This window comes from Peribacillus asahii (assembly GCF_003570725.1).
Taxonomy (GTDB): Bacteria; Bacillota; Bacilli; order Bacillales; family DSM-1321; genus Peribacillus; species Peribacillus asahii.
In genome coordinates this window covers 71,302-94,048 of record NZ_QWVS01000032.1, presented here as the reverse complement: position 1 = coordinate 94,048, position 22,747 = coordinate 71,302, and the positions used below count along the sequence as shown (strand labels likewise).

The 22,747-nt window shown below is 37.3% G+C and carries 15 protein-coding genes, 1 pseudogene and 1 riboswitch; of the genes and pseudogenes, 6 read left to right on the top strand and 10 right to left on the bottom strand.

Features of this window, described 5'->3' with window-relative positions; all coding sequences use genetic code 11:
* Positions 1 to 39 precede the first annotated feature (39 nt).
* On the bottom strand, positions 40 to 1,296 hold the full coding sequence (locus D1953_RS15410) for a diguanylate cyclase (protein ID WP_119118069.1): 1,257 nt from the start codon (positions 1,294 to 1,296) through the stop codon (positions 40 to 42).
* Between the two features lie 490 nt (positions 1,297 to 1,786).
* On the opposite strand from D1953_RS15410, the gene D1953_RS15405 reads away from it, so the two are divergent.
* Positions 1,787 to 5,659 carry a dynamin family protein gene (locus D1953_RS15405; RefSeq protein WP_119118068.1) on the top strand — a complete coding sequence of 1,291 codons (3,873 nt, stop codon included), beginning with the start codon at positions 1,787 to 1,789 and terminating at the stop codon, positions 5,657 to 5,659.
* 358 nt (positions 5,660 to 6,017) lie between these two features.
* Here D1953_RS15405 and D1953_RS15400 read toward each other — a convergent pair whose 3' ends face one another.
* Positions 6,018 to 6,224 (bottom strand): CDGSH iron-sulfur domain-containing protein, encoded by a 207-nt coding sequence (locus D1953_RS15400; protein WP_119118067.1) that lies wholly within the window; start codon positions 6,222 to 6,224, stop codon positions 6,018 to 6,020.
* 217 nt (positions 6,225 to 6,441) lie between these two features.
* Here D1953_RS15400 and D1953_RS15395 point away from each other — a divergent pair, with 217 nt between their 5' ends.
* Entirely contained in the window at positions 6,442 to 7,797 is a 1,356-nt protein-coding gene (locus tag D1953_RS15395) for an amino acid permease (protein WP_119118066.1), read from the top strand.
* A gap of 177 nt (positions 7,798 to 7,974) precedes the next feature.
* Here the strand turns inward: D1953_RS15395 and D1953_RS15390 are convergent, their stop codons facing one another.
* Positions 7,975 to 9,630 carry an outer membrane protein assembly factor BamB family protein gene (locus D1953_RS15390; RefSeq protein ID WP_119118065.1) on the bottom strand — a complete coding sequence of 552 codons (1,656 nt, stop codon included), beginning with the start codon at positions 9,628 to 9,630 and terminating at the stop codon, positions 7,975 to 7,977.
* A gap of 288 nt (positions 9,631 to 9,918) precedes the next feature.
* Positions 9,919 to 11,397, bottom strand: coding sequence for a tannase/feruloyl esterase family alpha/beta hydrolase (locus D1953_RS15385; RefSeq protein ID WP_182480636.1), 1,479 nt, complete (start codon positions 11,395 to 11,397; stop codon positions 9,919 to 9,921).
* A gap of 482 nt (positions 11,398 to 11,879) precedes the next feature.
* Between D1953_RS15385 and D1953_RS15380 the strand changes: the two genes are divergently transcribed.
* Complete coding sequence (locus tag D1953_RS15380; RefSeq protein WP_182480635.1) at positions 11,880 to 12,368, top strand: CarD family transcriptional regulator; 489 nt, start codon at positions 11,880 to 11,882, stop codon at positions 12,366 to 12,368.
* 340 nt (positions 12,369 to 12,708) lie between these two features.
* Here the strand turns inward: D1953_RS15380 and D1953_RS15375 are convergent, their stop codons facing one another.
* Both D1953_RS15375 and D1953_RS15370 read right to left on the bottom strand, forming a co-directional pair.
* Positions 12,709 to 13,641: a ketopantoate reductase family protein gene (locus D1953_RS15375; RefSeq protein WP_182480634.1), complete on the bottom strand. Its 933-nt coding sequence runs from the start codon at positions 13,639 to 13,641 to the stop codon at positions 12,709 to 12,711.
* A 309-nt stretch (positions 13,642 to 13,950) separates the two neighbouring features.
* Entirely contained in the window at positions 13,951 to 14,331 is a 381-nt protein-coding gene (locus D1953_RS15370; protein WP_119118061.1) for a DUF4183 domain-containing protein, read from the bottom strand.
* A gap of 144 nt (positions 14,332 to 14,475) precedes the next feature.
* Between D1953_RS15370 and D1953_RS15365 the strand changes: the two genes are divergently transcribed.
* Complete coding sequence (locus tag D1953_RS15365; RefSeq protein ID WP_119118060.1) at positions 14,476 to 14,808, top strand: DUF4183 domain-containing protein; 333 nt, start codon at positions 14,476 to 14,478, stop codon at positions 14,806 to 14,808.
* 366 nt (positions 14,809 to 15,174) lie between these two features.
* Positions 15,175 to 16,176 (top strand): annotated as a pseudogene (locus D1953_RS15360) (LLM class flavin-dependent oxidoreductase).
* A gap of 134 nt (positions 16,177 to 16,310) precedes the next feature.
* Here the strand turns inward: D1953_RS15360 and D1953_RS15355 are convergent.
* Entirely contained in the window at positions 16,311 to 17,246 is a 936-nt protein-coding gene (locus D1953_RS15355; RefSeq protein WP_245980175.1) for a bile acid:sodium symporter family protein, read from the bottom strand.
* A 585-nt stretch (positions 17,247 to 17,831) separates the two neighbouring features.
* On the bottom strand, positions 17,832 to 19,199 hold the full coding sequence (locus D1953_RS15350) for an FAD-binding oxidoreductase (RefSeq protein WP_119118058.1): 1,368 nt from the start codon (positions 19,197 to 19,199) through the stop codon (positions 17,832 to 17,834).
* A gap of 248 nt (positions 19,200 to 19,447) precedes the next feature.
* Positions 19,448 to 19,627, top strand: a riboswitch (Lysine riboswitch).
* Positions 19,628 to 19,753: 126 nt separating this feature from the next.
* On the opposite strand from D1953_RS15350, the gene dapA reads away from it, so the two are divergent.
* Complete coding sequence (gene dapA / locus D1953_RS15345; RefSeq protein WP_119118057.1) at positions 19,754 to 20,647, top strand: 4-hydroxy-tetrahydrodipicolinate synthase; 894 nt, start codon at positions 19,754 to 19,756, stop codon at positions 20,645 to 20,647.
* 155 nt (positions 20,648 to 20,802) lie between these two features.
* On the opposite strand, the gene ssuE is transcribed toward dapA, so the two are convergent.
* On the bottom strand, positions 20,803 to 21,342 hold the full coding sequence (gene ssuE, locus D1953_RS15340; RefSeq protein WP_119118056.1) for an NADPH-dependent FMN reductase: 540 nt from the start codon (positions 21,340 to 21,342) through the stop codon (positions 20,803 to 20,805).
* A 14-nt stretch (positions 21,343 to 21,356) separates the two neighbouring features.
* Positions 21,357 to 22,700, bottom strand: coding sequence for an LLM class flavin-dependent oxidoreductase (locus D1953_RS15335; RefSeq protein ID WP_119118055.1), 1,344 nt, complete (start codon positions 22,698 to 22,700; stop codon positions 21,357 to 21,359).
* Positions 22,701 to 22,747: the final 47 nt, after the last annotated feature.

The window sequence follows — 22,747 nt, the reverse complement described above, 5'->3', positions numbered from 1 at the left end:
AGTTAAGATTTATGCAATGAATCCACTAGAACACCCTCTTCATGTTCTAGAACGGACGACTCGATTTCGCCCGCCTTTTTTAGCACGATACAAGGCTTCATCTGCTCTTCTATACAAACTATAGAATGATTCAAATCCCCTTCTTTCAGCAACTCCAAAACTAGCTGTGAGTTTACCAGCAATTGAATGCCCGCTATCTTCTATCACTTTCCGAAGCTTTTCTGCCACAACAACTGCATCATCAATGGTACTTCGCCGCATCAATATGACAAACTCTTCACCACCGAGTCTAGCAAAAATATCGGATTTACGTATAATACTGCGTGTTATTTCAGCAGTATGTTTCAATACCTCATCTCCAACAGGGTGTCCCCAAGTATCATTTACACGCTTAAAATGATCCAAATCGAAAATGATTATAGAAACTGGTTCATGACTAGCATCTGCACGCTCAAGTTTCTCTTTTATTCTCTGTTCAATAAAATGCCGGTTGTATAAGCCTGTTAACTCATCCGTAATAGCAAGATTCTTTAATACTTTATTTTTCTTCTCCAATGTTTTATTCAGTTGAATCAAATTCTTTTCCGCTATCCGTTTTTCTGTAATATCTCTTGCAGAAGCATAGATATATTTACCGTTAGGCTGAGAGCGCCAATCAATATATTTGTATGAACCATCCTTGCAGCGAACCCTATTTACAAAACTCAATATTTCCTTCTGATCTTCTAGGTCCTTCATTACAGCTAAAGTCGAAGGTACATCGTCCGTGTGTACAAGAGAAACAAAGCTTTCACCTAGCAGTTCCTCAACTTTATATCCTAGCACATGTTCAAATTGTTTATTAATTTTCAGAAACTGTCCATCTGTAGTGGCTACGCAGAGCATATCGAGATTCACCTTTAGAAAGCCTTCGATTTCCTTATCCAACATATATTCCTTCGTAACATCGATATATATGCAGCCAAAAATATGCTCATGCAGCGGAAATACCTTAACTCGAATCCATTTTTGTATCGAATAATGATTCATATCAAACTGCGTTGCTTTTTGACTCATAACCGCATTATTAAAGGTTTCCTTCCATTGAGACTCGCCTTCCCAACCTCCCGGAAACACTTCATAAAAGCTTTTATCAATAACATCAGCAGCTTTTACCCCCATCATAGTTTCATATGCCTGATTTACTGCTAAAAATTCATAGTCACAAAGAATCCCCTGTTTATCCATGATAGCCCTATGATATGAATAAGCTGTTGGTGATTTTTCAAAGAACTCTTTAAGGTACTGTTCTTTCATATGCTTTACCCCGCTTACATAGTTTCCCGTATCGTAAACTTCATTAATTATGATACTACCAGTTATCCATTATATATATAAAGCAAAATTTTTCCTATTCCTGAATTTTACTATGTATTTCGCTTTGCAATAAAGAATGCAAAAATAATTGTTACCTTCACGACACAAACATTGAACTTCATTTATATCGGAAAAATATCTTTTTCGTTTACTATTCATTAGCTGTCAATATACCATTTATTTTAACTTTAATTCTTCCAAATAACATTGTTACTTATTGGATTATATAAACTTGAAATCATAACTTTAGGAAAAGAGGACCAGCTTGATAAATAGAGGAAATTTGAACAATTTTATGATAAAAAAATTGATACGAGTGTCAGATATGTTCAATAATATAGGCAACACCTTGCCGTCTTTTATACAATAAAAATGCCCCGCTCTTTAGATAAGCTTTTATAGTACATTTTTTCATAAAGGATAAATCGTCGTGATTGGAAGTGAGAAAGATATGAATGATAATACGGAACTTGGCAAGCTAGATGAAACGATTATGAACGCTAATTATACGACCCAAATGGTGCAAGAGCGATTACGTGAGCTAAATCATCTCTTTAAAGAAGATGCGAATGAAGAGTGTTTGAAAAAAGGAGAAGATCTTTTAGCCAAAGCGAGCCGTAATGAATACGCAATTGGTTTTTGCGGCCATTTTTCAGCCGGAAAGTCCACTTTAATTAATGAATTATTAGGAGAAGCCATTTTACCATCTCACCCTATCCCTACTAGTGCCAACATTGTTAAAATTCATCATGGTCCTCCATTTGTAAAGGTACTATTTAAAGAAAAGGGCTTGCTTACGCTAGAAAACCCAAACGATTTAACACAAATTCAAAGCTACTGCCGTGATGGGGATTCAGTAACAGAAATAGAAATCAGCAATCCAAATGCAAATTTACCAGAAGGTGTAGCCTTTATTGATACTCCAGGAATCGACTCTACGGATGATGCTCATCGTGTCGCAACGGAATCAAGTCTTCATTTAGTTGATTCTATTGTCTATATGATGGATTATCATCATGTTCAATCGGAAGTTAACTTTTCCTTTTTAAAACAAATAACCACAAGTAATAAAGATTGTATAATCGTTGTTAATCAAATTGATAAACATTTGGAAACAGAAATTCCATTTTCTGTGTTTCGCAAGCAAGTCCATCAATCGTTAGTAGACCATAACATAAGCTTCAATAAATTATTGTTTGTTTCCGGAAAAGTACATAACGCGCCGTTCAATGAGCTTGATCAATTAAAGTCATGCTTAGAAACGTATATCATCTCGAAAGAAAAAAGAGTTTTACTAAATATCATAAAAGAAGGATTTATGTTGATTGAACAACATAAAAAGTGGTTCAAGAAACAATACAATAAAGAGTTAACGGAGTATGGTGAAATATTGACCCCTCATCAATTAGAGGATGAGGCTGAGCTAAGAAAGAGCTTGAAAGCAACTAAAGAAAGGCTCATTCCTTTAGATGACTTGCAAGAACACTTTGAAATTGAATTTGAAGAAAAAATGAAAACCGTATTACAAAATGCAAATTTAATGCCCTATCACACAAGAAATCTAGCAAGGGACTTTCTTGAATCCGAACAGCTTAGTTTTAAATTACATGGTTTGTTTTCTAGAAAGAAAACTAACGCAGAAAAGGAAAGAAGAAAAACTGAATTTTTCAACGAAGTGAAAGAAAATGCAAGAACTTATTTAGATATTCATATTAAAGATTTACTCTTTAAACATATGGAATCCTATGGAATTGATGATGAGGCGGTTCATTTATCTATACATCGGTTTGAAGGAAACCTTGATCCCGATATTATTACCAGCTCGTTAAAGCGCGGCGCTTTGTTTTCACATGAGTATGTTCTTAACTACTGTCAATCCGTTATAGAATCGGTACATGCTCATTATAAAAAGGCAGTAAGAGTCCAATTAGAAGAAGCGATAAAGGCTTTACGAAAACGCGAGGGTTCACAACAAAAAAATCAAATTAGAAAACGGGATGAATTAGAAAGAAAGTTAGCCGCCATTTCAGGAATTAAGAATATCCATGCCAAAGTTGAAACGAGGGTTAACTCCTTACGAGAACTGTTACGTCCTAACACATCTCAAACCATTACGGAGAACGAAATCCATCCTTTACAATCTTCCTCATCATTTACATTTACTAAAGGAGGAGCAGTTTCTGTTCAGTCGAAGAAATGGACCGTTAATATTGGGGAAGCATTTACAAACGAAAAGAAAGAAAAACAAGTCAATCTCAACCATCTCAATGAAAAGCGTCAGCAAACAGCAGACAGTCTCGTAGAAATAGCTGCTCAAATTGAGAAATATAAAGGATTGCATTCATATAGTCTAGACTTAGGAGAACGAGCGGATAGGCTAAAAAATCAAAGGTTTATCGTGACGTTATTTGGAGCTTTTAGTGCGGGAAAGTCCTCTTTCGCCAACGCTTTAATAGGAGAGAATATATTACCCGTCTCGCCAAGCCCAACAACTGCAGCCATCAATCAAATCTTGCCGCCAACTCAGGAGCACCCTCACGAAACGGTCATTGTGAACTTTAAACAAGAAAAAGATTTATTACAGGATATTAATGATGCCCTTTCCCCTGCTGAAACTTCAGTTGAACGTATTTCAGAGCTCTTTCAATTGTTATCAAAACGGGAAGAAATTCTTAAAGAAATAGCCGAAAAAGAAAAAGTTGGTAACGATAGCACCGAGTCCACTGAGCAGAAAAAAGAAGAAAAGCGGGACCCTCTAGAATTGTTGGATAAAGGACAAATTGCCTTATTAAATGCCATTCAATTAGGATATGACGAAATGAACGCTTTAATTAACCAAGAAAAGAAGGTTTCCATCACTGAATTTCAAAGACTTGTTGCTACAGAACAACAAGCTTGTTTTATTGAGAAAATCAACTTGTATTATGACTGCCCAATCACACAACAAGGCATCATTCTCGTCGATACTCCAGGTGCTGATTCGATTCACCGTCGTCATACTGAACTCGCTTTTAATTATATTAAAGAATCAGATGCTGTTCTTTTTGTTACATATTACAATCACGCTTTTTCAAAGGCGGATCGGGAGTTTCTTATCCAGCTTGGGCGTATTAAGGACTGTTTTACCAATGATAAAATGTTCTTTATTGTAAATGCAGCCGATTTAGCGGAAAATGCAGAAGAAGTACAACATGTTTTAACTCATGTGGAAAAAGAACTTCTTCATTGCGGAATTCGTTACCCGTCTATCTTCCCTGTATCCAGTCAGCTGGCCATGTATGCGAAGAGATATATAAAAGGGGCCTGTACACAAGAGCAAAAGCAGCTTTATGAATCAAAAATCCCAGCTCCCTCACGAAGGAATGGAGTGAGCTATTCAGGTTTAGCTGCCTTTGAGGAAGCACTTCACCGTTTTACATTAAATGATTTAACGGAGCTTTCTATTCAATCATCCATCCATGACCTTTCGATGATTACTCGAATTATGGATAGCTGGCTGCATGCGGCAGACATAGATGAATCAGAAAGAGTAAAACGATTAAACGAAGCTTTTATAAAAAAAGAGCAAGCCGTTGAAACGATTCGCACAAGTCAGGATGATATTGAAGAAAAGTTAGTGCTGCAAGAGATTCACGAACTTCTTTATTATGTAAAACAGCGTGTGTTTTATCGTTATTTTGATGAATTTAAAGATATTTTTACGTTTAGTCGTTTTCGGGAAGGAGACTTTCATACCACATTAAGAAAGTGTCTGAGTGAAATTATACAATTTATTGCCTATGATCTCACACAAGAAATGCGGGCCACTTCTTTTCGCATTGAAGTATTTCTAAAAAAGCAGCTCAAAGAGAAACATCGACGTCTAACGGAGACGATTGAAAAGGATGTCCATCAAACATTTTTTATGCCGTATAGTGAGCCAACTATCGATTTGCTCTCTTTTTCAGAAGAGATGCATGATTTTTCATTTGGACAATATGAACAATTGCTAGATCGTTATCAAAATATGAAAGATTCCTTTATAGTAAAAGGCAACCGCATATTACGGGACGAGCTTGAAGAAAAGCTAAGAGGACCTGTAGATAAGTATATAAAAAACCAGCGCGAAAAGATTGAATTGCACTATTACTCCCTTTTCCAAAAAGAGCTGATGAAATTAAAAGAATCCTTACTTATACAGGCAGAAGATTTTTTCAAAGGAGAAATTACAGCTTTATCTATAGAGATAGATAACAATGACCTAAAGAACACACATGCATTTATTCACAGGAAGCTACAGGAATTAAACAGTCACGTATATTGAAAGAGCTAAAGAAAGCTGTCTAAAAAGTAAAGGACATTTCTCTTAGCAGATTGCCGAATGTTGTTTTTCATGACTCTAATGATAGACATTTTCCTAGCTGAATTTCCGAATTTGGTCCTTCATTATTCCAATGAAGGACTTTTTCTTTGGCTGATTGCTGAATTTGGTCCTTCATGACCCGGATGAAGGATCTCCTTTCATTGTTCCCTCCTTATCCGCTTTCTAAATTGACGCTGGAAGAGTAAGCCTAGCTTCAAATTTTTGCAGCCTAAAAATAAAAGAAGCTACTGGTCATGTTTCAAGAACCAATAGCTCAACTTTCTGACATTCATTTGTCTAATCTTACACTATGTAAAACTTATTTTGCTCGCGGAGCACTATTGAACTCAATTTTTTTATGCGTTCCATCACAAAAAGGTTTTTTTTCGGATTGGCCGCATCGGCAAAGAGAAAAAGTGTTTCCAACACTATATGCATCTCCATTACCGTCTAATAGTTCAACGTTCCCATTAACGCGAATAGAACCATTATCGTTAATTTTAATAACTACCTTTTCCTGTTCCAAATGAAAGACACCTCTTTTCTATTCATTACAATTGATTACTCATCCATTTAAACAATCACCATGTTATTTAGTAATGTGTTAAAAAAAGTGAATTCATTCCTATTTTTACAAATTTAAAGACTTGTTACTACAAGCTTCTTATTTTGCCAAAGAAGTTTGTACATAAAACACAATCCCTTATCAAAGGCTAGTACTTGATATGCGAGGAGGTATGGCATTGGATTTTTTTATTCCTAGTGGTCAAAGTAAGGGTAACAAAGGCAATAAAGACGGAAATTTAAAATGGTGGCAATTGTCCTTAATAGGAGTTGGCTGTACAATTGGTACAGGCTTTTTTCTCGGATCAGCCATTGGTATAGAAATAACAGGTCCCTCTATTGTATTTTCCTTTTTGTTAGCCGCCATTGGAACCTATATTGTATACAACTTATTAGCAAAAATGACGGCTGAGGATCCTCAAGATGGATCGTTTTGCTACTATGCAAACAAAGCTTATGGGCGTTGGGCCGGATTTAGCTGCGGCTGGGGATATTGGAGTTCAAATATCCTCATTATGGGCAGCCAATTAACAGCTCTCTCCATCTTATCGAGATTTTGGTTCCCTCATATTCCCCTTTGGCTATTTGCGACTGGATACGCCATTCTCTCTATTATTGTTGTGTTAACCGGCAATAAAGGTTTCGATAAAGTAGAGAATTTATTAGCTATTATAAAAACAGCCGCTATTGTTATGTTTATTATTCTTGCCGCCGTTGCTGTGTTCGGATGGATTCATGGTGATATAAAACATGCCGGATTTCCGAATTCAGCGAAGGAGCTATTTACTGAGGGCTGGAAAGGTTTTTGGGCTTCTTTAATCTATGCCTTTTACGCTTATGGAGGAATAGAAGTCATTGGATTAATGGCTATGAGACTGAAAAAGAAAGAAGATGCTCCTAAAGCAGGAATTATCATGTTAATCGTGCTAATTATCATTTATATTATTTCACTCGGACTTGCTGTTTATATGGCTGCACACGGCGCGTTTAACTCAAAGGAAAGTCCTTTTGTAACAGCACTCGATAAATATCATTTTAATTTTTTTCCGCATGTATTTAACGCAGCAATTATTATGGCCGGTTTTTCAACAATGACCGCTTCATTATTCGGGGTAACAACACTTCTTGCTACGCTAGCAGATGGCGGTGATGCTCCAGCTGTGTTTTCTAAAAAGATTAAAAAGTGGAAGGACCTCCCTTTGCCTTCTTTATTACTCGCAACGATTGGATTAATCGCATCCATCGTTACCGCTCTATTGTTACCTGGTAAAATTTACGAGTACATTACGACAGCTGCAGGGATTTTAATTTTGTTCAATTGGTCTTTCATTATTATTTCTGCTCTTCGTATTTTAGAAATGAAAGTATGGGGGAAGCTGTTAGCTTTTATTGGGATTGCCCTAATCCTTGCAGCGGTAAGCGGAACATTGATGGAGAAAAGCATTCGCATGGGCTTTTTTGTTAGTTTGTTATTTGTCGCTATTATAGGCCTAGCTGCGATTATTATGCAAAAAAAGGTATGGAATGCAGGGTAACCCTAAGCTGAACCCGCCTATACCTGCATGTTTAACAGCAAAAGTCGTATTGTTTTTTCGTAAGAATCTGTTATCAACAATACTGTTTAAACTTTAAAGAAAAGATAAGTGTTCTACAAATAATTAAACAGGCTGAGGTTATTCACTCCAGCCTGCAGTATTTTATCATTACGTACACTACTTGATTTTCACTTTGAAAATCTGTCCTCCTCTGCTTGCAACAACGATAGAATCGTTAAAAATAGCAGGTGATGCTTCAATATTGGATCCTAGATTTATCTTATTTATGACTTCTCCTGTTTTCCCATTTAACAAATACATCGTACCAATTGAATCACACTGAATCAGATAAGCTTGTCCATTTTTATCATATACCGCTACTGGAGATGACCACGTATAACTCGGCATTTCCCATCGCCATACCTCTCCCCCAGTCGTTTTATTAACAGCGACCATAAGCCCTGCATTCATCGTCTTATGTCGTGCGATGGTGAAAATCGCTAAATCTTTTATTTCATTTTTCCCAATAACAGGTGTAGCCAACATGCCTCCATTGACACTTTCGTTATACATCGCGTCATACTTTTTCGTCCAAACGACTTCACCTGTTACACCATTTATTTTACGTACAAGGGAGTGGCTATCACTTCCTCTTAATTTATCTACTTCTGTTCCTGTATATAAGAAAGGAATATTTTCTTCTTCCTCAATCACAATTGACGCATCTGTATCATCAGTCCCCGACAAGGCCCAGATTGGTTTCATTGTCATTAAATTAATCCCTTGAATGCTGCCTCCATTATCCGCGAAAAAGGCAAGGTTTTTATAGACAGCTACAGAGTTCTCAATTCCTTGATAATCATTCCCTTTTACTTTGTAGCGATATTTAATTTGTTCTGGAGCAACCCTAATACTTTTCTCTTCCTTATTAAAAACCGTATTTAATTTAATATTGTAGAATAATCCATTTTCTCCACCGAGAATAAGAGTATCTGTTTCCCTATTCACAAGAGCAGAACCATCAAAAGCTCCCCAAGGGCGATAAGCATCCGCTTCAATCCCTGGAATGAAGTGCAGCATCTCTCCATCTATTAAACTGAAAATACGAAAACCAATATCTCCTTGCTGAGGTATTCCTTGACCAGTATAAAGTAACGGATAACCGCGCGGATCAATGGATACACTTCCTTTAATAGGATTATGAATATTAATAGGATTTCTTGATTGTTTACCAGATTCAAGATCAAAGAAGTAGATTTTTCCATCAAGACTTGCATAAATCACCTCGATGAAATTTTCCTTATGTTTAAATTCTTCCTTAAGGTTCATCATTTCTCTAATGTCTGAATCCCACTTTATAATGGCCGGCTGCCCTGTCCAACCAGCTCCCCCTCCCCATTTAGGGCTTGAACCTGTAACAAATGACCATGTTTTCTCTAAAGAAGTCGGATTCATTTTCACTTCACCATAACTAGGCGAGTTTCTCAAATTATTTCCACGGAAAGTTAATACACCTTCCACTTCTGTATACATCTTAGAAAACGTATGTACGGGTTGTAATTCATGTAATTTGTCTTTTGGAATGGTTTCATAGAGGATTCCTGGAGTTTCTTTTGGATTAATTTCAAGGAATGTTTCCTTCGTTTCATTTACTTGCTTGATTGTTTGAGTTTTCTTCTGCGGTTCTGAAGATACAATCGGTTCATCTATTCGATCTTCTTTCGTTCTTTCACTTGCTTCAATACTTGTATTTGCTTCTTTTGTTACACAAGCTGTTGTTAGAGCTAAACTGGAACAAAACAAAGATAATAATATGAATCTATTTACTTTCAACAAGAACACCACCATTATGTTATCAATCGTTTACATCTTTCTGAGTAGGTGTCGAAACATTTGTTGCTTTTCTACAAGGAAGATGATTAACAATATTTACCTTACTTATATCATAATAATGATGTCGTATGCCTTGTTATTTTGTCGAAAAATTTAAAAAATTCTGTGTTCGCTAAGTGGTAAGAACCGTACCTCAAAATTTTTAAATGTTTTACTAGCTATAGAGTCTGCCCCATAATTATGTAAATAACTTATAGGACAGGCCCTTAAAAACATCAAGTTCCCAACTTAAGGAGCTGCACAGATAAAGTTGGAAGCCGCGTTTACGTCCCCTTTTCCTTTGTACTTCGGATAAGTTGGATATTCACATAGCGGACGGGTACGACCCAAAGTATCAGCGTTTTGATCTTGTGCAACAAGATTCACAGGTCTCTTTCCATCGACTACCCATGTATCTAGTGCACCGAGTAAATCTGCTCTCATTGTGAAGGTTTCTGATCTTCTATGACCGTAGCCAGGAACCAAATAGAACTGAACAAATTGGTCAAGTGAACGTTTTCCAAACCTATCGACAAGCTTGTTATAATAATCAACCGAGCTGTACGGAGTAACAATCTGGTCTGCTGTTCCGTGAAGCAAAATTAATTTCCCCCCACTTTCCTTGAATTTAGAGAGATTAGGATCAGTCGCATCAAGCAATTGCGAGGCTTTCACAACTTGAGCCTTCCATTGATCCGGATTGAAATGGACAGGATTAAAATCTTTATCTCGAACAACCATATACTTAATGACTCCATCTCCTAATCTTGAGACAAAGTTCTTTCTTTTTAACGGCGATGTTCCATATTGGGAAAGTCTCCCCTCGCTAATGTTCGCCCCCTGCAATTGAGAATATCCCGGCGTGACCGTCAATCCATTTGCGAGCGGATAGTTAAAGCGCAATGGCGAATTGAAAAGTTTGACGATATCCAGTTGTTCCTTAGAAAGATATTTACTTAAAGAGTTTAGAATGTGATTTGTTTTCTTTGTACAGGCTGTTATATTACTTATGATACCGTCTGAAACATTGTCCAAGGAATCGCAAGCGTTAAGAACAATCTTATTAATTAGCTTGTTTTCCGCCGGACTAATCCATCCAGCTCCATTATTAGCGTACAGAGCGTTAGCATTTTGGTTGTCCTTTATTGCCTTAGATACCCAGTTTAATGCCGGGTATAATACGATGACGCCATCATATTCTGCAGGAAAACGTTGAACAACTTTTAAAGCTTCACGTCCCCCATTAGATCTGCCAAAAAAGTAGACCTGAGATGGTTTACTATGGTAACGTGCATCCACTAACGTAAGAGCAACATCCTTCGTTTTTTTTAATTGATCCGATGCGAAGTTAGCCAAGGCTTCGTCATTCAAGGCAAAGCTTCCGTCTAAGCTCTTGCCTTGATGGCCCGAGTCACTGCCAAACGTCACGTAGCCTTTCGACAAGGCATCTGGACTTGTCAAAGGCTTTCCAATGCTAGCTCCCAGACCTGTTACTAACACACCATCAAAAGCACCGCCGCCCACTTGCAATAGTTTATGGTTCCAATTCGTGGGAAGATTGACTTGAAAATGAATATCCGGAACGTTCTTATCTACTGGATGAATCGCTCCTAACACCTTACAAAACCCTCTATTTTTGGAGTGTTTTCCAGTTTTCCATACGAACGTCGCGGACTGAACAGTAGCACCATTTGTAGGCAAACCGATCTGGGATGCTGGTATGCTCATGCCCTTCAGATTTGAACAAACCGATGCTCGATTTTGCGTATAAACCTCATTATTATCCAAGCTACATACTAATAAAAAGAAAAATGAAAGCAAGGGAAATAAAATCAAAGTTTTCAATTTACTTTTCATATTCTTCCTCCCGTACCTTTCGGATTGTAAGCAATGTTAATATGTACCGTAAACAATCTCCTTAGCCTAAAATGATAGAGGAATTTTTCGAAAGCGGAAAAACTAAAAACCTGCCTCGTTCACACAAGATAACAAGCGATTACCCGTTTAAACAATCGTTATCCATCCGCTTAAACCCATACTAGCGGCAGACGATTCGCAAGGTATAGTACGCACCTATAAAAATAGTCATTTTTGAAAAAATAACCATAATAACCAAGAGTTTATTTGTTGACACTCGCTAATTATCCATGGTATTATAGAAAATTTGATTAAATAATGATTATATGCTACCATAATAAATGTAGATATATATGGAGGTGTATGGTTTGGTTCAAATTGGCGACAAAGTTTTTTATCCAATGCATGGGGCAGGTATCATTAAAGCCATTGAAGAAAGAGAAATACTAGGAAAAACAGAGGAATATTGTGTGATTAACATTCCGATTTGTAAAATGGATATTATGATCCCGATGAACAAGATACACACATCAGGTATTCGTTCACTCGTTGACCGGAAGACGATGAAGGAAATATTATTGGTTTTTCATCATGAGGATCCGTATAACTCCATTCCATGGAAAGAAAGATATAGTTTGAATATGGAGAAAATGAAAACAGGGGATGTGCACGACTCTGTTGAAATAGTTCGTGATCTCTTATTTCAGAGCAAGGAAAAATCGCTTAATTCTAGTGAAAGACACATGTTAAATCAAGCGCGAAGAAATTTAATTAGTGAGTTGATCTTAATTACAGATCTCACAGAAAATCAAGCAGCTAACTTATTAAAACTATCCAGTTAAAAACCTCTCCACTGTACATCATTTACTTGGTGTTTTTTTATTTAAAAACACTTACTCTAACCCTCAAAAAAAAGGACAGGCAGATACGACACTAACCAATGAATTTTAATATGATTAATCGTATCTCTCCCCTTAGTACGGGGACAAACCTTCTTTATTTTTTAGTAATATTGGGCTACAAATTGCTGTACATCTAACTCATTTACCCTCTTCATCTTCTACTCCTCTTAGTCGTAGCTATTATACCTATTTATAAACAAAAAATGACGTATAAGCTGCACACGTCATTTTTTATTTTCAGTTATATGATTACAACATATTCAATTCTTTTCCATAACGATTATAGTCCACTTGGCTTTCCGTTTTCATAAGGTTTCAATATACCATACAGCGTTTCAATAACAGGGAGAGTTACAGCATGTTTAGCAGCCAAACGCAGTGCACCTCCATGTAAATGCTCGACCTCTAAAGGAAGTCCTTTTCGCATATCCTGGTGCATGGAAGAGGTCGCTTCTTTGTGGAAACCTTTTAATCTAGTTGCCATCACTTCTACTTCCTGCTCTGTTAAAATAATCCCCTCTTTATTAGCGAGCATGCTCATCTCCAAAATCACCTTTCTAGCAACGGCAAATGACGCTTCCGTACTTGCAATAAAACCTGCCGGCAGCTGCATCGCTGACGTAATTCCGGAAAATGACGTAATAAATATGTACTTTTTCCACATATGCTTTAAAATATTCTCTTCTCTTAGAATATTTGTTTTCACATCATTATGTACGGCTTCTAATTGCGCACATATTTCTGTTTGTTCGTTATGAAGAGCTCCAAATTTCACGGCACTGCTTCCACTAGTATGCTCTACGTAACCTTGTTCATTTAACGTTGCAATAATAGAAGCAAATCCTCCTAGCACTTTTTCTTTTCCAATGGCTTGCTGCAACGTTTCCAAATGCTCTATACCATTTAACAAAGGAAGTACAAACGCCCCTGTCTGCTCCACAATTTTTTGAACTTGCGGTATGGCTTGGTCAAGATGATACCCTTTTACAGCCAGTATAACCAAATCGATATTTTTAACTTGTTCAGCCTCTGTATAAACTGTTACATCCCTTTCTTCAAAGTTTCCTTCAGGGCTGTATATTTTCAACCCTTCTTTCGCTAATTGCGCTGCCCTTCTTTCTCTCACAAAAAACGAAACATTTAAGCCTGCTTCTAATAATCTCCCGCCAAAATAAGCACCTAAAGCTCCTGCTCCTTGCACTAAAATATTCATCGTAGCACCAACCTTTCTCATCTCTTTTTTATCTATGTTATCACGGAAAAGGTGCAAGACCCTAGTCAAATTGCATGACAAGGTATTGTTGATTCTCGGTTACTAAAAAGAAAAAGAGGAATCACCATTAGACGATTTCTCTTTTCATTTTGTCTATAATTCAAGAAGCTCATAATGATGTTATGGGTCATAAGATTTATCAAGTCGATAAATCTTAAATCATCCAAAATAAACATATTGCTCATATCCATGTTAGAATCGCTTCCAAGACAAAGTGATATAAGCAATACTTTAGAGACCATCTCAAATTTAGGTAACTATATCAGTTGAAGCGTCTGGAGCATAATTCGTTACTACTAAAACAACTGGTGAGTCTGCTGTAACTGTCGATCCAGCAGGGACAGTAATTACGAGTTGTCCAGTTCCAGTACCACCCGGAGTATAAGATAATAAACTTTGCATTTGCAATACACCATTTATATAGACAGTAAAATAACTATTATCAGTTGTTAATACAGGTAAAGCTGTAGCAGCTGCACCCGTATCATCCCAGAAATCTGCAACAGAAATAGTGATTGTACCTTCACCTACTACCGTCCCTGCGACTTCGTAAAAAAAGCGTTCGACTGCAGGGTTAGTATCAACGGTTGTACTTCCGGAAATTGCCAATTTCATTATTTTAAGCGGCAATATATATCCCCCCTTATAATCTTCTATACAGTATATGACTTTCCATAATAAGTGCTTAGACAGTTAAGTTATAAAATGATTCACTTCAAAAACTATTTGTCTATATACTATGAATTATAGAGATTTAGTGAGGAAGTGTAAGAAATGGAAAGGAGTAATTCAAAGGTATATTTAAATTTGCCATGTATACCTAAGCAGGAAAAACGTTTCATTTCCCCCAAAAAAGTATTAGTGTACGAGTTTTATACGATTTCTGACGGAGTTAGTCTAGTTTATAAAAACAAGGATGCACTTTATGAAGTTGCAAAACAAGAAATCCTTGACCCAAAGGAAATATCATACATGAATCTTTTTATTAATGGTGTTCTACAACCATATGAGAATTATACTGTAAAAGAAGGGGAAATTAATTTAAAAACCGTTGATGTACCAATTAAAGGTGCACCAATCATTTTACAAATGATCAAGGTCTTATAAAAAGGGCATTTAAATGAAGAAAAGTTCGGAAGCTAACGTATTTCATTTTGATGATTGTTTCCATTAAAAACTCTCTCACACCGTTTCGCCAAGGATTGTTAAAATTTGTTCAAAAAGTAACAGAACCCTTTCTTAATATTTTTTACTACATTTAAAGGACTCTCTTCCCTTTAAGAAATCAGGCTCATCAAAAACAGGTTAATAGTGCCAGGTAAGAGCTAATACATCCTTTACGTTAAAAAGAGAACAATAACCCTTAGAGCACTTATTCCTGCATTTATTTTTCTACCCAAGCATTTAAGTTTGTTTCCCGCATTCCAATTGTTACTATAGTAGTGACACTTCATTAAGAAAGGATACATCTACATGTCAAATATACAAATACCCGTATCAGTCTTAAACTTAGCTCCGATTCGTGAAGGACAAAATGCGAAAGAAGCTATCGAGGCAATGGTCGATTTGGCGCAAGCGACTGAGAAGATGGGCTATACACGATATTGGATTGCTGAGCATCATAACACGTCAACATTAGTGAGCTCAGCGACCTCTATTTTGATTAAACACACTTTAGAACATACAGAACATATACGTGTTGGTTCTGGCGGAATTATGCTGCCTAACCACTCCCCTTTAGTCGTAGCCGAACAATTCGGAACGATGGCAACCATCTATCCAAATCGTTTGGACTTAGGTCTTGGTCGAGCTCCAGGCACAGATATGATGACCGCAAATGCACTAAGACGAGCTTAAAAGGATTCTGTCTATACGTTTCCGAACGATGTTCAGGCGTTGCTTACGTATTTCGGACCTGAAGAGCTTCAAAGTTATGTAAAAGCTTATCCTGGTGTTGGTACGAATATTCCGATTTATATTCTCGGCTCTTCAACCGACTCTGCTTATTTAGCAGCTCAATTAGGCTTGCCGTATGTATTTGCTTCTCACTTTGCACCGAGGTATATGGAGGAGGCAATTTCTATTTATCGCAACCGATTCCAGCCATCTCAATACTTAGATTCTCCCTATATGATTGTCTGCTTAAATGTGATTGCCGCTGAAAGCGACGAAGAAGCTAAATTCGAATCAACCACCATGCAGCAGTTTTTCCTAAATGTTGTGCGCGGCTCTCAAACACCATTACAACCGCCTGTAGAAAATATGGACCACATTTGGAGTCAACCTGAGGAAGCAATGGCTACATCCATGTCCAGTGTGACTCTGTTAGGAAATAAAGATTCGATTCGAAAACAGTTGACGAGTTTTCAAGAGAAGTATAACGTCGATGAAATGATGGCTGTATCGTATATTTATGATCCTGACAAACAAAAACGGTCTTATGAGATTTTAAAAGAAGTAGTGGATGGGAAGTAAAGGTTAGAAGTGATGAACCCCCGACTTCTTACAGAACTGTACGTACAAAAGGCTTCGCAAATAGCGACAAAAGGCTTCGCAAATAGCGAAGCCTTTTGTATTTATTACTATCCATTTTTATTAACTAAAAACAGTCATCCCACAACTTCCGAATAATTACTGTCCGATACTTTAGCTTGTTTTTTATCATAGGACGCTATTAATTTTCCACATAAAGAAGCTAAAACTTGTTGAAATAGCATTCCTAAAACAACAGGTAAAACTACTTTAGGAGGAAAATACGTACTGGCTATTACGGTTCCCGCACTAATATTTCTCATTCCACCTGTAAAAGCTACAGATACGGCTACATCTCTATTCCACTTAAATGCCCTAGCAGTAGTCCAGCTCAAGAAATATCCTGTAATAGCAATGATAACAACGGTACCTGCAATAAAGACAATTCTCCCATTCATTTCTCTAAAATAATGCGATACAATACCGCCATTAATCACAACAATCGCAGCAATCCCCAATTTTGTAAAAACGGCTAATTTCGGTCCTAATATAGGCTGTATTCTCCCCTTAGTCATATGGTTCAGACACATAGCCACTACAGAAGGAATAACAATCATAAGAATTAAATCCGTCATTAATTTATACGTATCTATTTCTACCTGCTGTACTGTAAAAATCGATAAACTAAGTGGTACAATAACCGGTGACAGAAGTGTGTCTAATAATATGATAGAAAGAGCAACTGGGACATTTCCTTTATACATAACCACCCATATGAAACTAGTAATTCCAGTTGGAATAACAACAGACAGAATTAATCCAGTCATTGTGTCAAAATCGCCAGCAAATAAAAGATGACCGATTCCCCAAGCAATACCTGGCATAATCACATGTAAGATCGTCATTACTAATATGATTGGAAATGGATTATGAAGAGCCATTGTTAATTGTTTAAAATTAGACCCGAGACTCCCAGAGAAAGTCATTACAGCAAATATCCAAGGTATAAGAAATTTAACTTCTTGCATAGAATCCCCAATAAAAATACCAATTAATAAACTTGAAGGTATCATAATGGGTAAAAATCTCCCTAGAATACTATTTAATTTGTCAAACATCCTTTTTCATCTCAATCATCCATCCCTTTAGTAGACTAGCTTGTTATAGCACGTTACTTCTATAGTTACCAGTAAATCCTAAATCTTTCCCCACGTGCCGTATTAATAAGCAGCTACCTCCATCTCAAGCCCTAGTTTTAGGCACTTCGCGACTCCTTGAGCAATCTTAACTATTCCCCCGCTTTACATTTCATTTAAACTATTATAAGACTATATACCATTTTTACAAAAAATGGAATGTTTTTATTTGAAAAACTGTTCCCTTAAACTTTTCTCTCCATACATAATGGAAATTAACACTTTAACTGGTTCTAGTTCTTTATCTTTAGATGCACTCTATGATATAAATTTTTTGGTCCGCTTAATGTTTTCACATTGAAGAAACTTTTAACCACAATATAAAACCAGCACAAATGACTATGCTGGTTTGCTACACAATATTCAGTTAGAAGTTTCCTGCAACCTTTTCTAAACTAGTTTCAATGATTTCTTCTGCTCGGTCAGGTTACTCTCCCCAGAACATACTTAACCGCCAATAGATTATCCTTGTGGATTAATGTTATGGTTATGACGGAATCTATTACTTGGATCGTACGTTTTCTTTACCGCTACTAAGCGCTCGTAGTTTTCTTGAAATGCATTAGTCGTTACATCGTCACTTACACCGATTCCATTAAGATATGAGGCATTTTTGTAGGAAAACGGGCGCATTCCTCCATATACGGAATCTATCCATTGTTTACATACAGCATCGTCTCCAGCCATAGCTATTACATCAACCAGCAAGACAAACTTTGCATTTCGGATAGCAAATGGCGTTGCATGAACAGGTACTCGATTCATTTGCCCGCCAAGTGCCCACAGCTGAACGAGTATGGTTGGAGCTGGTGCATTGTCTATTTTATAGAGGAGCTGCTCAATGACTGTATCATCCAATTCATCAAAGAAAAGAGAGGTTCCATAAACAGGTACGGTTTTTGGCACCATTGGGTCTAGCTTCTTTTGGAACTCTACAAATGGTACTACTCCTGTTTGATCAATGATTGGTTCTGCTAACTCGCGAAGCGGTTGAATGACTGTTTGGCCTTCTTTCGCGTCACCCGCATAGATTCCTAAAAGCATGATTACCTTTTTATGATGTAAAAATTCAGGTAAAAATGGGGCGGGTGGCAGCACAGTAGCTGTTAGATTAAGAGAAACTGCTTCATCGGGAGCTTGAACCAAAAATTGTTGAACTTTGTTTAAGATGTCTTTTGCATCCTTAAAATCGTACATCACATCCAAAGCCAACACTTCTGGACCTACGGCATGCAAGGCAAACTCAAATCTAGTAACGACCCCAAAATTTCCGCCGCCTCCGCGAATTGCCCAAAATAAATCTTGATGATTCTTTTCATTAACTTCCAATACAACACCGTCTGCTGTTACGACTCTTGCACTAACAAGATTGTCACAAGTTAACCCATACTTCCCTCTTAAATAACCAATACCACCATTTAGAGCTAACCCTGCAACACCTGTTTCGGAAACCGTTCCAGTAGGAACTGCCAGTCCATACTTTTGAGTTTCAAGATCTATATCTCCAAGAGTAGCTCCACCTTCTACAACAGCCACTTGTCTCTTTTCATCTACTGTTACCTTTCTCATATGTGATAAGTCAATCATTACCCCACCATCACAAACAGCAAGACCGGCTAGATGGTGTCCTCCACCGCGAATCGAAATAGATAATTCATTTTCCTTCGCAAACTGTACAGCTGCAATCACATCATCTTCTGACTCACAAACTACTATTGCGGCTGGTTTTCTATCAATTACAGCATTCCAAACCTTTCTCACTTCATCATAGCGCACATCATTTGGACGTATTAATCGCCTGCCTACATGCTTCTCAAGGGTACTATACATTCTGTAACCACTCCTATCTTTTATACTTGAACAATAGTTCATTGTTACTATATAATAGTACCATTATTCGGTTATATTTTCACAAAATTCTGCAATTGAGATTACACCAATAGTCATACGTTCAAACTAGTTGGTCTAGATTTTTCAAAAAGTAAAAGGGACAGAGGTTAACTTTCCATTGCAATCTAGCAAAAGAACTGGTATCATCTAACATAATTAAATATTTACTTATTTCAATATTTTTTTGAAGTAAGGATAGAGGAGCAAAGACCATAAGTACGCATTAGGAGGATGATGAGATCCAATGACGATTGCGAAAAGGGGAATTTGCCGAAGTGGAAAGAATCTCATATTTCTTGAAACTGGTTCTGTTATTGAATAAATACAGAACTGTCATATAGGAAACTATATGGAGGGCTATCTTACGCATGGAAATAATTTTTGTTACATATTGTTTCTACTGCAGCAACGAAGCCCCGTTGTTGCTTTTTCGCGTTTATCGTTAATCGCCCTTCTCCCTCTATATAAAAAACATTAAAGGACGTGGAGAAGTAATGAATTTCGGACAAATTTTAACTGCAATGGTAACCCCATTTGATCACAATGGTGAGATTGATTTTAATACTGCAAGAAACTTAATCAATTATTTAATTGACAATGGTACAGACGGTTTAGTAGTTGCTGGTACAACTGGAGAATCCCCTACGTTAACGACGGAAGAAAAAGTCGAATTATTCAAATTTGTTGTTGAAGTTGTGAATGGAAGAATTCCTGTTATTGCTGGTACTGGCTCTTATAACACTAAAGCCTCTATCGATTTAACAAAGCTTGCAGAACAAGCAGGGGTCGATGGAATTATGCTTGTTGCTCCATACTACAATAAACCTTCTCAAGAGGGATTATATCAACACTTTAAAGCAATTGCTGAGTCAACATCATTACCGGTGATGCTGTATAATATACCAGGACGCAGCGTTGTCAATATTTCTGTTGAGACTGTCGTTCGCCTTGCACAGATTCCAAATATCGTTTCCATTAAAGATGCAAGCGGCAACTTAGATGCGATGACTGCAATTATCAGCCAAACACCTGAAGATTTTTCATTGTACAGCGGGGATGATGGTTTAACATTACCTGTATTATCGATTGGCGGCACGGGAGTAATCTCAGTTGCTTCTCACATTATCGGTAATGAAATGCAAGCGATGATTGAAAATTTCAAAAATGGGAAGCTTCAAGAAGCTGCTCTAGCTCACCGCAAACTTCTCCCAATTATAAAAGCACTATTTGCTGCGCCAAACCCATCACCGGTAAAAGCAGCATTAAATCTAAAAGGAATATCTGTCGGCGGCGTTCGCCTACCAATCATTCCTCTAAACGATGAAGAAACAAATTCATTACAACAAGTACTGCAAGTACTGAATGTAAAAGAAGAAACGATTTCTTAAAAAGTTTTTGAATCATCTAAGCGGGATCTAAAAACGGTGCGGACCTCCCATATAACGTTACTATCTAGGAGATCCGCACTCGTATCTTACTTTAGTTATTAAATGAAAGTAAAAATGACGTGTACAATGATACACGTCATTTTTATACTAGTTACTTAAACTAATCTACTAACCTTTACAGTAAGCAGCTTTTGTAATTCTGCTGTTAGGCGCTGCTCTGCTTCATCCTCAACACGGAAACCGCCTGTTGCCAAACGTTCAATTTGCTGGTCAATAACATAGACCGGATTTAAAATTTCAGTTGCCCCTAGTACCGATAATACTGGCTTTAATGCATATTCAATAGCTAAAAGATGACCAAACGAGCCACCTACTGCTAAAGGTACAACGATTTTTCCCTCTAATGCTTTTTGTGGCAATAAATCTAAATATGTCTTTAAAATACCTGTAAAAGAAGCTTTATAAATAGGCGTTAAAATGACAACAATTTCTGCTTCTGCTACTTGCTGATTAGCGCGTTGAATGTCCTCGCTTGCAAAGTTTGCTGTAATTAAATCCGTGGCTGGCAGTTCATGTACATAGATTGAATGGAAGTCGATTTCCTCTTGCTCAAAAAATCTTTCCACCTTTTGTTGAATAGCTGTTAAACGAGACTTCTTTGTATTGCCTCCATTAATAATCACTGCTTTAGTCATTTATATCCTCTCCTTTATTTACCAGTTATTTGTGCCGTTTTTTTAGATGAATGTACAGGTACTGAAAGTCCTAAATTCCCGCGTAACGTATTGCTCTCGTATTCGGTACGGAATAAACCTCGACGCTGCAGTTCCGGGATTACGAGTTCAACAATATCGTTTAAGCCATCCGGGAAAGTTGGCGGCATAATGTTAAAGCCATCTGCTCCTTCATTTAAGAACCACTCTTCTAATTGATCTGCAATCTGTTCAGGTGTTCCAACGATTTCCCGGTGACCCCGCGCCCCTGCAATACGTTCATAAACTTCACGGATTGTTTGTAAATTTTCTCGTTTTGCAATATCACGAATAATGTTATAGCGGATGCGCGGATTTGTTTCATCTTCAATCGTACTAAAATCCGGTAGCGGCGCATCGACATCATATCCTGATAAATCAATATTGATGAAGTTCGATAAATAAGCTAGACCTACTTCTGGTAAAATGTAGCTATTCAACTCTCTCTGTTTGGCAAGTGCCTCTTCCTCTGTTTTAGCCACTGTAATAAATACACCAGGCATAATTTTTAAATCCTCATGCTTGCGGCCATATTTAGCTAGACGTCCTTTTACATCACGATAGAAGGCTTGGGCCTCTTCAAGTGTTTGCCACGCTGTAAAAATAACTTCCGCTGTTTTTGCCGCCAGTTCTTTTCCGGCTTCAGAAGACCCAGCCTGCACAATGACTGGATGACCTTGCGGTGTCGATGGTGAATCCAGCGTCCCTTGTACCTTAAACCATTCTCCCTCATGATTAACTGGGTGCACCTTCTCTATATCTAAATATCGACCTTGTTCTTTATCGATCACAAGTGCCTCGTCTTCAATCGAAAACCATAGCTTTTTGACAACATCTACAAATTCCTCTGCACGTTCATAGCGGAGCGCGTGCTGTAAATGCTTTTCTTTACCAAAAAGGAGTGATTCACTGTCATTTGCTGAAGTGACTACATTCCAAGCCGCTCGACCTTTTGATAGATGATCAATAGCACCAAATTTACGTGCCACATGAAACGGTTCGTTATATGTAGTTGTTAATGTAGCAGTTAACCCAATATTTTTCGTAACGGCTGCAAGTGCCGAAATAATAATGACTGGATCAAGCTTCAATCCCGATGATGAATTTTCTAAAAGAGATTGACCAAATACATCCGCAAAAAACACCATATCGAATTTGCCGCGCTCAGCCGTTTGGGCTAATTCAATTAAATAATCTAAATCCAATGTACGGTTCGCTCCTGAAGAAGGGTAACGCCAGCTTGCGACATGATGTCCAGGTAAATTGAAAAACGCTCCTAATTTCATTTGTTTTTTCGCCATACAAACATCTCCTATTTATCATATTTATTTAATCGGGATTTCACAAA

Coding starts and splice junctions, on each gene's coding strand:
- D1953_RS15385 (WP_182480636.1), bottom strand. CDS start 11,397: ATGAGCATACCAGCATCCCAGATCGGTTTGCCTACAAATGGTGCTACT.
- D1953_RS15355 (WP_245980175.1), bottom strand. CDS start 17,246: ATGATACCTTCAAGTTTATTAATTGGTATTTTTATTGGGGATTCTATG.
- D1953_RS15375 (WP_182480634.1), bottom strand. CDS start 13,641: ATGAATATTTTAGTGCAAGGAGCAGGAGCTTTAGGTGCTTATTTTGGC.
- ssuE (WP_119118056.1), bottom strand. CDS start 21,342: ATGACTAAAGCAGTGATTATTAATGGAGGCAATACAAAGAAGTCTCGT.
- D1953_RS15380 (WP_182480635.1), top strand. CDS start 11,880: ATGGAGGTGTATGGTTTGGTTCAAATTGGCGACAAAGTTTTTTATCCA.
- D1953_RS15335 (WP_119118055.1), bottom strand. CDS start 22,700: ATGGCGAAAAAACAAATGAAATTAGGAGCGTTTTTCAATTTACCTGGA.
- D1953_RS15350 (WP_119118058.1), bottom strand. CDS start 19,199: ATGTATAGTACCCTTGAGAAGCATGTAGGCAGGCGATTAATACGTCCA.
- D1953_RS15410 (WP_119118069.1), bottom strand. CDS start 1,296: ATGAAAGAACAGTACCTTAAAGAGTTCTTTGAAAAATCACCAACAGCT.
- dapA (WP_119118057.1), top strand. CDS start 19,754: ATGAATTTCGGACAAATTTTAACTGCAATGGTAACCCCATTTGATCAC.
- D1953_RS15365 (WP_119118060.1), top strand. CDS start 14,476: ATGGAAAGGAGTAATTCAAAGGTATATTTAAATTTGCCATGTATACCT.